Here is a 14,417-nt window from a genome sequence, read left to right on the forward strand (position 1 = left end):
TGAAATTGAAGTGCAAATTTAAAGAAATAACAATGTACATGGCCAATTTTATCTGTCTTTTTTAAAGTTTTAAAAGTTCTTTATTAGTGACTTGTTGTTGTTGGTCGAAAAATATTTTTAGATGAAATTAAATGCCTAATTTTATTGAAAATTTAAATTGATTTGTAATGCAGTTAACCAGAATTAAAACAAGCGTCATCTTACTATTTTTGATGATTGGGTCATCAACCTTAATAGCACAGCAACGCACAGGAAATATTGTTGAATACTTCGGAAAAGAAAAAGTTAACGATATTAAAGAAGGGAAACTTTTGCACGTTTTTAAAACGGGATTAGCTTTAAAAATTCAGAATTTTAGGTTTAACTCATCCTCATTTCCTAAAGACCAGGTTTTTAGTCGGTTTTTAATGCAGCCCAATTACGAGCCTGAGAACGACGATATTTTCGATATTGATTTTACAGGCAGTGAATTAAAATGGAAAACCATTGCAACAGACACTACAAATAGTTTTAATGATAGAAATTTAAGATCGAGTTATGTGTATTTAAGTTATCAGTCTGACACCGAAAAAACAGTGCTTTTTGAAGCTTCGGGGCATTCGCTTATTTTGATAAATGGGTTGCCACATGAAGGCGATCATTACGATTTTGGATGGAATTTAATTCCATTAAAATTAAAAAAAGGATTAAATAAATTCGTGTTGAAAGTAGGGCGTTTTCCAAGAATTAGAGCCCGAATAATTGCACCGCAAACATCTATACAATTTACAACTCGAGATGTAACCTTACCAGATCTTTTGGTTGAAGAAGATCACACTTATTTAGGGGCTATTCGCGTAATAAATACGTCTGAAAATTGGGTTGAAAATCACACAATTACATCTGAAATTAATGGAAAAGTAGAAACACACGGAATTCCTAATATTCCACCTTTAAGTATTCAAAAAGTACCTTTTAAAATCGCTTCTGTTTTAGATGAAAAGCAACTTGTAAAAGCCGATTTAAAATTAAGTTTGAATGCTAAAAGCGGAGTGAAAATCAACTCCGTAACTATTCCTATTGAAATAAAATCTAAGTATAATCATCATAAACGTACGCTTAAAAGTAATGTCGATGGCAGTATTCAATATTATAGTGTAGCGCCGTCAAGCGATAAAAATTTACAAAAGGGGGCGTTGTTTTTATCAGTACACGGTGCTTCGGTTGAAGCTGTAAATCAAGCCAATGCTTATAAGAAAAAAGATTGGGGTAATTTAATAGCACCAACTAATCGTCGTCCGTTTGGTTTTGCTTGGGAAGATTGGGGGCGTATAGATGCTTTGGAAGTTTTGGCAGATGCTAAAAGTATTTACAAACCCGATAGTAAAAAAGTATATTTAACGGGTCATTCTATGGGGGGTCATGGTACATGGTATTTGGGTGCAACCTATCCCGATAAGTTTGCTGCCATTGCACCGTGTGCAGGCTATCCAGATTTACTTTTGTATAGAGATGGGTTTACAAAAAGGATGATAAATATGCCAGAAGACCAATTAAAACGTTTTGGAGTTACCCCAAGAATATTGGAGCGAATGACAACGGAACATGTTCCAACTGCAATTGAAAATATGATTCACAGAGCTGGAACTCCTAGTAGAACATTGCAACTTATTCGCAACTATTTACATCATGGGGTTTATGTGCTGCATGGTGAAATAGATAATGTTGTACCAACATATATTGCTCGTGATATGCGCGAACGTTTGGGTGAATTTCATCCAGATTTTACGTATTACGAATATCCAGATGGCACACATTGGTATGGAAACCATAGTGTAGATTGGGATCCTATTTTCAATTTTTTTAAACAGCGAACCATTAAAGATGATAACGCTATAAAAAAGTATGAATTTTTTACAGGTTCGCCTGGGGTTTCTGCATCGTCTCATTTTATAACGATTCATCAGCAAGAAAAATCTTTTGTTACTAGTTCTTTTAAATTTTTAAAAGAAGATGGTTATCAATTAAAAACAAATAATGTAGCTTTAATTGAAGTTGATTTTTCAGCTTTAGACGATTCTAAAACAAGTATTAAGATTGATGATACTTCATTAGAAATTCAAAATGATAAAAAAGTATTTTTTAAGAAAGTCGATGAAAAATGGCAAATAACATCATCTCCTAGTTTAAAAGAAAAAGGACCTCATAGAAATGGTGGTTTTAAAGATGCTTTTAGAAATAATGTTGTTTTTGTTTACGCTACAAATGGTACTGCAACCGAAAATGAATGGTATTACAACAGAGCACGATTTGATGCCGAAACGTTTTGGTATCGTGCTAACGGACATATTGAAATGGTAAAAGATGTCGATTTTTCTTTAAAGAAATATGCCGATAGGAATGTTGTGATTTACGGTAATGCAGATAATAATATGGCTTGGAACAAACTTTTAAAGGATTGTCCTATTCAAGTAAAGGATTACGGTGTGAATTTTAATGGCAAAGCACTATTTGGAAACCAATGGGGCATGTATTTTATTGTGCCAAGAAAAGATAGCGATAAAGCGAGTGTTGGCGTAGTTACTGCAACAGGAAGCAAAGGTATGAAAGCCGCTTATATGAACCATTATTTAGTAAACGGTACTACATTTCCTGATGTTTTACTTTTTGACGATGAGGTTTTGTTAAACGGGATGCCTGCTGTTAAATGTGCTGGTTTTTTTGGAAATGATTGGTCTGTTGAAACTGGTGATTTTGAGTGGAAGTAATCTAAAAAATAAGAAACCCCAAATTTTCAATTAAGAAAATCTGGGGTTCTGCCATTAATCGAATTAGTCGTCAATTAAAATTACTTATCTACTTTTTTATTCATAATTAATGCTTCTTGAGACAGAAGATTTTCATTTGTGTAAACTCTGTCTTTGTAAAGCCACATTTTAAATTTAGTTGCCAAATAGAATAAAATAGGAACAACAATTAAGGTTAAGAACGTTGCTATTAATAAGCCATATATAACAGTCCATGCTAATGGTCCCCAAAAAATTACGTTATCTCCACCCATATAAATATTGGCATCAAATTCACTAAACAATGTAAAGAAATTAATATTTAAGCCAGTTGCTAAAGGAATCAACCCTAAAATTGTTGTAATTGCAGTTAGCAATACCGGGCGCAAACGTGCTTTTCCTCCTTTTACTATAGCCTCTAAAAGTTCGTTATTTTCAATATATTGATTGTCTTCTAGATTGTGCTCTACCTTTTTTCTATCAATAAGTAATTGTGTATAATCAAGGAGTACAACACCATTATTTACTACAATTCCTGCGAGCGATATTATACCCATCATCGTCATCATAATAACAAAAGAGCTTCCTGTTATAACAATGCCACCAAAAACACCAATTAAGCTTAAAAAGATAGCTAGCATGATAATTCCTGGTTTAGAAACCGAGTTAAATTGGAAAATTAAAATGAAAAATATAAGCCCCAAACCAGTAAGGAATGCTCCGTTTAAAAAGTTTTGTTGTTTCTCTTGCTCTTCAATTTGTCCAGTAAAATCAATTTTTACACCATCGGCTACTTCGTTTTCTATAAACGTTTTTGTTTCGTTTTCAATTTGAGATACAATAGCCCTAGCATCAATAAAACCAGGTGCCAATGCAGAATACAGCGTTACCACACGTTTTACATCTCTATGTTTTATAGCACTAAAACCAGAGTTGTTATTGTGTTTTGCTACAGCTGATACTGGAATTTCTTTTATTTGTCCAGATGCCATATCTCTAAATGTTATTTTCTGATTAAAAATAGCACTAGTATTGTATCTGTTTTCTTCATTAAAACGTACATAAATATCATAATCTTCGCCATCTTTTTTGTATATGCCAGCTTTAGCACCAAAAATAGAGTTACGTAATTGTTGCCCAACTTGTCCTGAAGTAACACCTAATTCACCAGCCTTTTTTCTATCAACAAGAACTTGCATTGTTGGTTTAGATTTATTTACATCAATTTTTAACTCATCAATACCTTGAATGTTTTTAGAGTTAATTAAATCACGCATTTTTTCTGCGGTAGCAATAAGTTGTGAATAGTCTTCGCCTTCAAGTTCTAAGTTTATCGGATAGCCAGCAGGAGGACCAACAGGATCCTTTTCAACAGAAATACTTACTCCAGGATAAATTCCTTTTAAGTCTTCTTGAATTTTTTTAAGGAGTTCGTTACTATCTGCGCCTTTTCTAAATTTATATTCGCGCATGGTTGCTGTTATTTTACCACGATGTGGCATTTCTGCAGCAGAACCACCATCGGTTTGTGGGTTACCAGCACCTTCACCTACTTGAGATACTGCACTTTCAGTTAAGAAATTGAAATCACCTTCAAAATATACAGGGTCATTTATAATTTTATAAACACGTTTTTCAATATCATTTGTAATGGCATTAGTTTTTTTAATATCGGTACCTTCAGGATACTCTATATATACAATAATTTGATTAGGTGTGTTATCTGGAAAGAATTCTACTTTTGTACGCTGACTTCCAACAGAAGCGCCAAAACCCATAAAAGCAATAAAAAGAAGAATTATAGTTCCTATAGTTATAATTGCTGGCATTTTTCCACTTAAAGCTTTACGGAGTGATTTTTCATAAAAACTTTCCCATTTTGGTAAGATTTTATTTTGAAATCCGTTAGCCCATTTTCTTAAGAATAACCTATAAACCCAAAGCAATATAACAGTCACAATCATTAATGTACCTAAACCACGATATGCTCCGCCAAATAAAAGAATCAATAAGCCTATAACTCCAAAAATCACTGATATTTTAATGATTTGTTTTAATGGCATGTTTTTATCTTCAGTAGTCATAAATTGAGACACCATTACAGAGTTAAAGAAAATAGCAACAAATAATGATGATCCTAAAACAACTGATAATGTTATTGGGAAATAAATCATGAATTGCCCCATAACTCCAGGCCATAATCCTAACGGAACAAAAGCCGCCACTGTTGTTGCAGTTGAAATAATAATTGGAAAGGCAATTTCGCCAATTCCTTTTTTTGCAGCTTCAACCCTGCTCATCCCTTCTTCACTCATTAAACGATAAACGTTTTCTACTACAACAATACCGTTATCTACCAGCATTCCTAAGCCCATAATTAATCCAAAAAGAATCATGGTATTCATGGTGTAGCCTAACATGTTCAAAATCATAAGGGACATAAACATAGACATAGGAATCGCAAACCCAACGAATAAGGCATTTTTAAATCCTAAAAAGAACATTAAAACGGTAACCACGAGAATAATACCAAAGATGATATTGTTTACTAAATCATCAACCTGACCAATAGTTTTTGATGATTGATCGTTTGATATCGTTATTTTTAAATCAGGTGGAAAAACATTTTCTATGGCGTCATTTACAATAACTTGAATTTGTTCTGCGGCATCAACCATATTTTTGCCAGCACGTTTTTTAACATCTAGCATAACTACAGGTTCGCCAAATTCTCTAGCATAGGTGGTTTTATCTTCGTCTTTAAAGGTTACAGTTGCAACATCTCTTAAATAAATAGGGTTGTTATGTTCAGACTTAACAACAAAACGCTCTAACGCATTAGGATTATCAATTTCACCTATAATTCTTATAGTTCGTCGTTGTCCACTAGATATTAAATTTCCAGCAGACATGGTCATATTTTCTCTATTAATGGTGTTAATAACATCATCAAAACTTACTTGGGCAGCCATCATTTTGTAAATGTCGACAGCGACTTCAACTTCTTTTTCCTGAGCACCTCTAATGTCTACTTGTTTAATTTCTTGCAAGCTTTCAATTTCATCTTCAAGATATTCGCCATATTCTTTTAACTTATCAACAGGATAATCACCAGAAATATTAATATTTAGAATAGGAATTTCTTCAGACATACTTAAATCGAACACATTAGGCTCTACTTTAGCACCATTAAAGGTTGGCCAATCTTCACCAGAAGTTTCAGAGTCTACTTCATCTTTTACTTTTTGTTTTGCAGCTTCAACAGATATATTTTCATCAAACTCTACAATAACAATGGAGTAATCTTCTTGCGAGGTTGAGGTAATTTCAACCACATTACTTACGGTTTTAAGCTTATCTTCTATGGGGTCTGTTATAAGTTTCTCAATATCTTCTGCAGTATTTCCTGGGTATATAGAGCTTATATAAATTTTGGTTTCTTTTATCTCTGGAAAACTTTCTCTAGGCATACTAAAATAGGCCTTAGCTCCGAGGAATAATATCAACGCAATCAACACATACATAGTCGTTTTGTTATTGATAGCCCAAGAGGATAAACCAAACTCTTTATCTACTTTTTTCTTTTTATTTGTCATTAGTTGTTAGTCTTTAGGCGTTAGTGTTTTTGTCATTAGACTTCAAATATTTTTGAAGACCTGATGTCATTTTTGACAATTCTTCAAGTCGTAATCTGTTATTATAGTCATCATCTTCACTTAAATAATTTAATCTTTTAGCAATAGTTGAACAGACAACACATTCTTTTATGGAGCCATTGGAAATATTTAAAAACCTGTTGAATTGTGCATTGGTGTCTCCCGAACCTTCTGCTATATTCAATGCAATAGAAATTGATGCTCTTTTAAATTGTGAGCTTAAAGCGTAATCTTCGTTTTTAGGAAAATTATTTGTTGCCTTATATGTAATATCAATAAAATCTAATGCTTTTTGATATACTTTTAAATCTTCGAAACTGAATTTAATCTCTTTCATAATTTTTAGTATTATTTTTCTACAAACTAAAGTCTAAAAACTAATTACTGGTTAGAATTTTAACTTCTTGACCATCTTTTACGCTACGAGCACCTTCGTCAATAATTTCTTCATCATTTTCAATACCCGATAGTACTTCAATATAATCACCTTGTGTTCTACCGGTTTCAATAATTTCGCGTTTTACTATGCCTTTATTGCCTGATTTATCAATTATGGTGTAAACATATTGTTGACCTTCAGCATTTTCAGAAATAATACTTAGCGGAATTAATAAAGCATTCTCGCTTGTATAATCGTTAATTTTAAGTTTAGCCGTTAGGTTTGGTTTTATGTTTTTATCTTTATTAGGTATGGCAACTTCTATTTTAAATGTTCGGTTTGCAGGATTAATAAAGTTTCCTGCTTGTCTAATTTTTGCATCTATAGTTTTTCCTAAAATGGGAAACTCTACTTTAACACTTTTATTTACCGTTACATTAGTAATATAGCTTTCTGGCACATCTGTTTCAATATACATATCATCAAGATTTACAATACGCATTAATTGCGATTGACCTGCGCCAACAACACTACCTTGTTCTGTAATAACATCGTCTATAGTTCCAGAAAATGGAGCTTTAACAACCGTTTTCGCCATTTGTTGTTTTATTTGACTTACGGCTTGTGCTTGTGCTTCGTAATTAGACTTTGCTTGTAAATACTGGATTTCGCTACCAATTTTCTGATTCCATAAACGCTCTTGACGCTCAAATGTAGTTTTAGATAAATCGGTTTGTATTTGTGCTTGTGCTAATTGTTGACTCAATCCGCCATCATCAATTTTTGCTAATATTTGTCCTTTGTTTACGCGTTGTCCTTCTTTTACATACACTTTGGTAAGTACACCACTAAATTCTGGATATATTACTAAAAGATTTTTGGTACTAACATTACCTTGTAGTTCTAAATAATGTGTAAACACTTCTTGTTTTGCCTTAAATGTTGTAATTAAAGGCACTTTTTTTGTAGTGTCTAAAACAGCAATTCTGTTGTCTAATTGTTTTAATTGTTCAGCAATTTTTTGTTGCTCTACAACAACTTCTGCTCTTTTTAAGCGGATATTTTCTAAGTTATCTGAAGCAACTACAGCTTCAACAGATTGCTTTTTGCCTTCTCCACATGAGGTTAAAAGAAGTGTAACGATTAGTAATGAATAAATATATTTCATGTTTAGTGTTTTTCTGATTTGTTGATTGATTTTCATATTTGATTTAATACTGTTTCTAGCGCCGCTTTTTTGTTAACTACATCAAGCATAGCTTGTAAAAATTCTTGTTGCGCTGTGTATAATTGAGTTTGAGCTTGTCTTAATTCAAAACTAGTAGTAATACCTTCAAAAAACTTGGTTTGATTTTTTTGTTCAATACGTTCAGCGAGATTTAAATTTTGTTTTTTATTATCATAATCTTCAATAGCAAATTGATAATCACTTTTTGCCGATGCTATTTGAAGCTTTAATTTTTGTTCGGTTTCAGTTAAAGTTTCTTTAGCTTTTTCAAGGTTTATTTTGGCGCGTTGTGTTGCTGCACTCCTCCCACCTGAGCTAAAAATAGGAATGTTCATGCTTACACCTAACAATGATGAGCCAAACCATTTTTGGTCATGCTTTAAAAAATCGAAATCCTCATTATTTCCAGAATAACCCGCATTAACAAAGCCTCTTAAAGTTGGTAGTGCTTTACTCTGTTCAAGTTTTACAAGAAGTGTTTTGGCTTTTTCATCATTTTTAGAAATCTTATAGTCAATAGTGTTTTCAATATTTTCTTCAGCATTAAGCAATTCTAAAACCATATTTTGTGCTGTTAAGGTTTCTAGATTATCCGTTAATATGGTGCTAGCATTTAAATCAGTTCCCAACGTAATATTTAACATTTGATATGCCAAAGTTTTTAAACGTGATGTATTTTTTAAGTTGCTCTCTACTCCAGAAAGTGTAATTTGTAACTGCTCTACACTTTCTTCGTCACCCAATCCGTTTTCGTAAATTTTAGTTATTTCATGAAGATTTTTCTTTAAAACGGTAATATTGCGTTCTAAAATTTTCACACTTTCTTCGGCAAGAAGTACATTTCCGTAAGCATTAATAACCGCTTTTCTAACCTCTAAATTGGTTTTCTCTTTTGCGTTTTTTGAAATTTCTAAAAATACTTTAGCTGATTGTAAACCAACAAGATAAGAGCCATCAAAAATTAATTGTTCTAACTTAACAGTACCATTCATGGTTTGCTTCGTGCCAAAAGTAACTTCGGCAAACTCGCCAGCATTGCCTCCAAAAAACTCTGCTGGTATTAAAGATACTTGTTGTTTTAACCAATTATTATAATCTATACTGGCACTAATTTGCGGTAACCCAATAGTTGTGGTTTCCCATTTCTGTTTTTCTGCAGCTTTAATATCTAGTGCTGCCATTTTTGAAGTTCTATTATTTTCTATAGCATAATCTATAGCCTCTTGTAAAGAAAAACTAAGCACATTCTCTTGTGAGAATATAGTAATAGAATAGAATAAACTAAAAATTAATATTAGTTTGTTTTTCATTTTTATGATTGATTTGATGTTATAAATTGATTTAATATATCTAGACCTTTTGGAGTGCAAATACCACGTAAATGGTATTCTAAATAATTACTCATAAGCATATTCATTGAAAATTTTTTAAAAGGAAACAAGTCTTTGTCTTTAATAGCTATCATGTTATTAAAATATATTCTTGCTATAAAATCTACATCAATAGTATCTCGATATAAACCTTGTTCTATACCTCTATTTAAGTTTTCTGTAACACAGGTTTGCATGACTTCAAACTGTTTTATTTTTAACGAATTAAATATTTTTGGATAATATTTTTGTAGTTGATATTGAGGAGACGATTTTTCATCTTTTAAATGCTCCATAACAAATTGTTTAATACAATAAATTTCCTCTATCGGATTTTTTTCTAATGCACAAATATGGTCAATACCACAAGAAATAGATTCAAATAGGTTAAGTGTAGTAGTCTCAACTAGTTTTGTTTTATTATCAAAATGTTGGTAAATGGTTTTTTTAGACACACCCAAAGCATTAGCAATATCATCCATTGTCACGCTTTTAAACCCATAGTTTAAAAACAAATCTGTTGCTCCTAATAATATTTTATCTCTCATAATTGGCAGCAAAATTACAACAGGAAACTTTAAAAACCTAAAAAGTTTCCTAAGTTTTAATCTTTTTTTAACATATCCTTTACATTGAAGTTTTTAATTATGATGAATTACTCTATTTTTGTTTGATGCTTTCAATAGAAAAATACCAAAATGAGTTTGTTGATTTTTTAGAAGAATATTCAACTGTAAAAGAGCCTCAAACCTTATATAATCCAATTCAGTATATCCTAAGTTTAGGAGGCAAAAGGCTGAGACCCGTTTTAACATTAATGACTGCTGATATTTTTAATAATGATTACAAAAAAGCATTAAATGCTGCGTTAAGTATAGAGGTGTTCCACAATTTTTCGTTAGTACACGATGATATTATGGACGATGCGCCATTGCGTCGCGGACAAAAAACGGTGCACGAAAAGTGGGATGTAAACACTGGTATTCTCTCTGGCGATGCGATGCTAATTATGGCGTACCAACTCTTTGAAAATTATGAGGCTAATACGTTTCAAGCTTTAGCAAAACTGTTTAGTAAAACAGCTTTAGAGGTTTGCGAAGGCCAGCAATACGATGTAGATTTTGAAACTAGAGGAAATGTAACCGTTGCCGAATATTTAAAAATGATTGAATATAAAACAGCTGTTTTAGTTGGTGCTGCCATGAAAATGGGAGCCATTGTTGCAAACGCTTCTACAGAAGACCAAAACAATATTTATGAGTTTGGTAAAAATTTAGGTATTGCTTTCCAATTACAAGACGATTATTTGGATGCCTTTGGCAATCCCGAAACCTTCGGCAAACAAGTTGGAGGCGATATTATTGAAAATAAAAAAACCTACTTGTATATTAAAGCACTTGAATTTTCAAATGAAAATGATAAAGCACAATTGCAAAAATTATTTAGTAATTCTGGTGCATCAGAAAATAAAGTAGAAGTAGTAAAACAGCTTTTTAAAGTCTCTGGTTCTGCTGAAGCTACAAAAAAAGCCATAGAAGATTATACGAAAAAGGCATTTTTGGTTCTAGAATCGTTGAATATTTCTGATGATAAAAAAACACTTCTTAAAAACTTTGGAAATAGTTTAATGAATAGAAACGTATAATGCAATTACCAACTACTTTTAATGACTTAATTGAAGAAGCAAATCAATTAAATCTGTATGATAAATTGGTAAATCAACTTAATAAAGATTTTTTATTGGCTAATGTTGATTTAGATTTTCATGAAGACATTTTACCAACAAGTTTAAAACTACTATTACACGAAACCGTTTATAAACTCATTCAAGAAAAATTTACAGAATACTTAAATTTACTATACATTATTGATGTTCCTGAAAAAGCGGTTAAAGCTTTAAATGGAGAAGATGTTCTTAAATTAGCTGAAGACGTAACGTTTTTAATTTTAAAAAGAGAATGGCAAAAAGTTTGGTTTAAAAATCATTATTAAAATTTAATTAAGATAAATTTATCCTAATTAAAATATCTTTGTATCTTTGTACAGAAATAGAGAAGTTATATGTTTTCAAAAGCTTGTGAGTATGGTATTAAGGCAGCAATATTTATTGCAATAAAATCTTATGAAGGTAAACGTGTAAGTCCTAAAGAAATAGCTTTAGAGATTGACTCTCCCCAAGCATTTACTGCTAAAATATTACAAGCATTAGTGAAACATGATATTGTTTGTTCTATTAAAGGAGCGCATGGCGGATTTGAAATTGACAGGAGCAGCATTAGTAAAATCAAGTTGTCACAAATTGTTAATGCCATCGATGGAGATAGTATATACAATGGGTGTGGTTTGGGTTTACAAAAATGCGATGAAAATCATCCTTGTCCTGTGCATGATAAGTTTAAGGGAGTGAGAGATGAATTAAAATCTATGCTAGAGAACACAAGTTTAGAAGAATTGGCACTAAACATAAAATCGGGTGCTTCATTTTTAAAAGTTTAAAAAAAATTTGAATATAAATAGGATAAATTTATCCGATATAAATAATTAATCATGGTAACATTACAAAAAGATTCAGAAAAACAAATCGGGCAATTTGTAGCCGAAGATTATAGAACAGCAGCAGTTTTCTCAAAATACAAAATAGATTTTTGCTGCAATGGAAATAGATCTATAAATGAAGCTTGCGAAAAAAAAGGAATAGATAGCAATATTTTATTAGATGAACTACATAGTGTTTTAAACAATAAGGGAGGAGAATCTATAGATTATAAATCGTGGCCATTAGATTTATTAATTGACTATATTGAAAAAAAACACCATCGTTATGTGGAAGAAAAAATTCCTGTATTGCGTCAATTTTTAGATAAATTATGTCGTGTACACGGAGAGCGTCATCCAGAATTATTAAAAATAAACGAACTGTTTACAGCATCGGCAGGAGAGTTGGCAGCACACATGAAAAAGGAGGAACTTATATTATTTCCTTTTGTTAAAAAAATGGTAAATGCTACATTAGAGCAAGGCGCTGTGCAATCTCCACAGTTTGGAACCGTTGAAAACCCAATTGCAATGATGATGCAAGAACACGATAACGAAGGCGAACGTTTTAGACAAATTGCAGAACTTACAGATAATTATAATCCGCCAGCAGATGCTTGTAACACTTATAAAGTAACCTTTGCTATGTTGGAAGAATTTGAACAAGATTTACACTTACACATACATTTAGAAAATAACATTTTATTCCCTAAGGCAGTAAAGCTAGAGCAGCAATTTGGTTAGTATAGTTGCATCTAGTTTTATTAATTAAAAATTCCAGAAAGCTTATAAATCTTTCTGGAATTTTTAATTTTAACAGCTCGTAATTAACATCACTATGTCAAAAAAACATGTCGTTACATGCTTGATTAATTTTTTAATAGCCGCTTTATTGGGGCTCATGCTACGTTACATATTTGTTGGAGAACTCAACATAAACTATAGGTTTTTAATACATGCCCATTCACATATTGCTATGTTAGGTTGGCTGTACTTAATGCTGTATGTGCTTATTGTACATTATTTTGTACCAGAACAGAAGCCTATATTTAAAACACTGTTTTGGATTACCGAATGTGCTGTTATTGGTATGATGCTTAGTTTTCCGTTTCAAGGGTATGCGGCTGTTTCCATAACGTTTTCAACATTGCATATTTTTTGCAGTTATTACTTTGTTTATCTTATTTGGAAGCATCTTAAAACAGAATTAGTCGTTACGCGTAGATTACTAAAAGCTTCATTGTTGTTTATGCTAATATCTACTATTGGTGTGTGGTGTTTAGGTCCTGCAGTGTCTATGCTTGGGCAAGCTTCAGCATTTTATCAAATAGCGATACAGTTTTTTTTGCATTTTCAGTTTAACGGTTGGTTTTTAATAGCAGTTATTGCTATATTTTTTCATGTGTTTAAGTTTGAAGATTCAAAGTTGTTCAAGATTTTTTTCAAACTATTAATTGTATCAATCATACTTACTTTAGCATTACCAATTCAATGGTTTGCACCTCATAATTTACTACTTTATATTAATGGTTTTGGTACGATACTTCAACTTATAATGGGTTATTTCTTTTTAAAATTAATCCAGCCGAAATTTTCTGTGGTATTAAAACAACAATCAAGACTTGTTTTATATCTGTATAGGTTTTCAATTTTCTGTTTTGTTTTAAAAATAGGCGTGCAATTATTGGCATTGTTTCCAGAGTTTTCGCAAATAGTTTATACACACAGAAACTTAGTTATTGGGTTTATTCATCTTTTAATGCTTGGCGTTATTACTGGTTTTTTGTTTTCGTTTATTTTACAAAGCGCATTAGTAACTTACACTAAAAGTCTTTATTTTGGTGTTTATACTTTTATTTTTGGTTTTATTTTAACAGAATTATTACTAGTAATTCAAGGTGTTAGGTTTTATTTTGGTAACGGATTGCTTCCAAATTACTACCTATTACTTTTTCTTTTCAGCATATTATTACCTTTAGGAATTGGCTTTTTATTATTCAATATTATAACACATAAAAATTATGCATCGCAAACCACAAAAACGCCATAAAGCATTACAACCATTAAGCAGAGAGCACCATCATGGATTGCTTTTATCTTGGAAAATAAGAGCCGGATTTAGTAAAAATATTGAACCAAAACGGATAAAAGTTTATGCCGATTGGTTTTTTAAAACTCATTTAATCCCTCATTTTGAAATGGAAGAAGCGCATATTTTTACCATTTTAAATGAAGACAACAATCTTATTAAAAGAGCCTTGGCAGACCACAGACGATTAAAACGTTTATTCACAGAACATGATGATGAGACAAAAACTTTAAGTAAAATTGAAGAGGAGTTAGATAAACATATTCGATTTGAAGAACGTGTGCTGTTTCCAGAAATTCAAAAAGTGGCTACGGAAAATCAATTGGCTTTAATTGAAGAGATACATGAAGAAGGTAATTTTATAGATAAGATAGATGATGAGTTTTGGCGATAAT

General features: G+C 31.6%; 12 protein-coding genes. 7 read left to right on the forward strand and 5 right to left on the reverse strand.

Going from position 1 to position 14,417, the window contains the following annotated elements; all coding sequences use genetic code 11:
• The first annotated feature begins 167 nt into the window (after positions 1 to 167).
• On the forward strand, positions 168 to 2,747 hold the full coding sequence (locus tag RG22_RS09480) for a carboxylesterase family protein (RefSeq protein ID WP_034042747.1): 2,580 nt from the start codon (positions 168 to 170) through the stop codon (positions 2,745 to 2,747).
• 80 nt (positions 2,748 to 2,827) lie between these two features.
• On the opposite strand, the gene RG22_RS09485 is transcribed toward RG22_RS09480, so the two are convergent.
• The 5 genes from RG22_RS09485 to RG22_RS09505 are packed head-to-tail and all read right to left on the reverse strand — an operon-like array spanning position 2,828 to position 9,946.
• A complete protein-coding gene (locus RG22_RS09485) occupies positions 2,828 to 6,361 on the reverse strand; it encodes an efflux RND transporter permease subunit (RefSeq protein WP_034042748.1) in 3,534 nt (1,177 codons plus the stop codon).
• Positions 6,362 to 6,374: 13 nt separating this feature from the next.
• On the reverse strand, positions 6,375 to 6,758 hold the full coding sequence (locus RG22_RS09490; RefSeq protein WP_034042750.1) for a four helix bundle protein: 384 nt from the start codon (positions 6,756 to 6,758) through the stop codon (positions 6,375 to 6,377).
• Positions 6,759 to 6,798: 40 nt separating this feature from the next.
• Positions 6,799 to 7,968 carry an efflux RND transporter periplasmic adaptor subunit gene (locus RG22_RS09495; RefSeq protein ID WP_034045936.1) on the reverse strand — a complete coding sequence of 390 codons (1,170 nt, stop codon included), beginning with the start codon at positions 7,966 to 7,968 and terminating at the stop codon, positions 6,799 to 6,801.
• A 32-nt stretch (positions 7,969 to 8,000) separates the two neighbouring features.
• On the reverse strand, positions 8,001 to 9,338 hold the full coding sequence (locus RG22_RS09500) for a TolC family protein (protein WP_034042751.1): 1,338 nt from the start codon (positions 9,336 to 9,338) through the stop codon (positions 8,001 to 8,003).
• 2 nt (positions 9,339 to 9,340) lie between these two features.
• Entirely contained in the window at positions 9,341 to 9,946 is a 606-nt protein-coding gene (locus RG22_RS09505; protein ID WP_034042753.1) for a TetR/AcrR family transcriptional regulator, read from the reverse strand.
• A gap of 125 nt (positions 9,947 to 10,071) precedes the next feature.
• Here RG22_RS09505 and RG22_RS09510 point away from each other — a divergent pair, with 125 nt between their 5' ends.
• The 6 genes from RG22_RS09510 to RG22_RS09535 all read left to right on the forward strand — a co-directional run bounded on the left by RG22_RS09510 (position 10,072) and on the right by RG22_RS09535 (position 14,416).
• Entirely contained in the window at positions 10,072 to 11,043 is a 972-nt protein-coding gene (locus RG22_RS09510) for a polyprenyl synthetase family protein (protein WP_034042755.1), read from the forward strand.
• Entirely contained in the window at positions 11,043 to 11,390 is a 348-nt protein-coding gene (locus RG22_RS09515) for a hypothetical protein (RefSeq protein WP_034042756.1), read from the forward strand. The genes RG22_RS09510 and RG22_RS09515 overlap by 1 nt, the downstream gene beginning before the upstream one ends.
• 69 nt (positions 11,391 to 11,459) lie before the next feature.
• Entirely contained in the window at positions 11,460 to 11,894 is a 435-nt protein-coding gene (locus tag RG22_RS09520; protein WP_034042758.1) for an RrF2 family transcriptional regulator, read from the forward strand.
• 51 nt (positions 11,895 to 11,945) lie between these two features.
• A complete protein-coding gene (gene ric / locus RG22_RS09525) occupies positions 11,946 to 12,677 on the forward strand; it encodes an iron-sulfur cluster repair di-iron protein (protein WP_034042760.1) in 732 nt (243 codons plus the stop codon).
• Between the two features lie 157 nt (positions 12,678 to 12,834).
• The gene (locus RG22_RS09530; RefSeq protein ID WP_244462137.1) at positions 12,835 to 13,983 is read left to right on the forward strand and encodes a hypothetical protein; all 1,149 of its coding nucleotides are present in this window, start codon (positions 12,835 to 12,837) and stop codon (positions 13,981 to 13,983) included.
• Entirely contained in the window at positions 13,955 to 14,416 is a 462-nt protein-coding gene (locus tag RG22_RS09535; RefSeq protein WP_034042764.1) for a hypothetical protein, read from the forward strand. Before RG22_RS09530 ends, RG22_RS09535 begins: the two co-directional genes overlap by 29 nt.
• Position 14,417 lies beyond the last annotated feature (1 nt).

This window comes from Wocania ichthyoenteri Th78 (assembly GCF_000789235.1).
GTDB lineage: Bacteria > Bacteroidota > Bacteroidia > Flavobacteriales > Flavobacteriaceae > Wocania_A > Wocania_A ichthyoenteri.

What these genes read in the sequence shown, in the direction of transcription:
- RG22_RS09480 (WP_034042747.1), top strand. Translation starts at nt 168, where the DNA reads ATGCAGTTAACCAGAATTAAAACAAGCGTCATCTTACTATTTTTGATG.
- RG22_RS09485 (WP_034042748.1), bottom strand. Translation starts at nt 6,361, where the DNA reads ATGACAAATAAAAAGAAAAAAGTAGATAAAGAGTTTGGTTTATCCTCT.
- RG22_RS09490 (WP_034042750.1), bottom strand. Translation starts at nt 6,758, where the DNA reads ATGAAAGAGATTAAATTCAGTTTCGAAGATTTAAAAGTATATCAAAAA.
- RG22_RS09495 (WP_034045936.1), bottom strand. Translation starts at nt 7,968, where the DNA reads ATGAAATATATTTATTCATTACTAATCGTTACACTTCTTTTAACCTCA.
- RG22_RS09500 (WP_034042751.1), bottom strand. Translation starts at nt 9,338, where the DNA reads ATGAAAAACAAACTAATATTAATTTTTAGTTTATTCTATTCTATTACT.
- RG22_RS09505 (WP_034042753.1), bottom strand. Translation starts at nt 9,946, where the DNA reads ATGAGAGATAAAATATTATTAGGAGCAACAGATTTGTTTTTAAACTAT.
- RG22_RS09510 (WP_034042755.1), top strand. Translation starts at nt 10,072, where the DNA reads ATGCTTTCAATAGAAAAATACCAAAATGAGTTTGTTGATTTTTTAGAA.
- RG22_RS09515 (WP_034042756.1), top strand. Translation starts at nt 11,043, where the DNA reads ATGCAATTACCAACTACTTTTAATGACTTAATTGAAGAAGCAAATCAA.
- RG22_RS09520 (WP_034042758.1), top strand. Translation starts at nt 11,460, where the DNA reads ATGTTTTCAAAAGCTTGTGAGTATGGTATTAAGGCAGCAATATTTATT.
- ric (WP_034042760.1), top strand. Translation starts at nt 11,946, where the DNA reads ATGGTAACATTACAAAAAGATTCAGAAAAACAAATCGGGCAATTTGTA.
- RG22_RS09530 (WP_244462137.1), top strand. Translation starts at nt 12,835, where the DNA reads ATGCTACGTTACATATTTGTTGGAGAACTCAACATAAACTATAGGTTT.
- RG22_RS09535 (WP_034042764.1), top strand. Translation starts at nt 13,955, where the DNA reads ATGCATCGCAAACCACAAAAACGCCATAAAGCATTACAACCATTAAGC.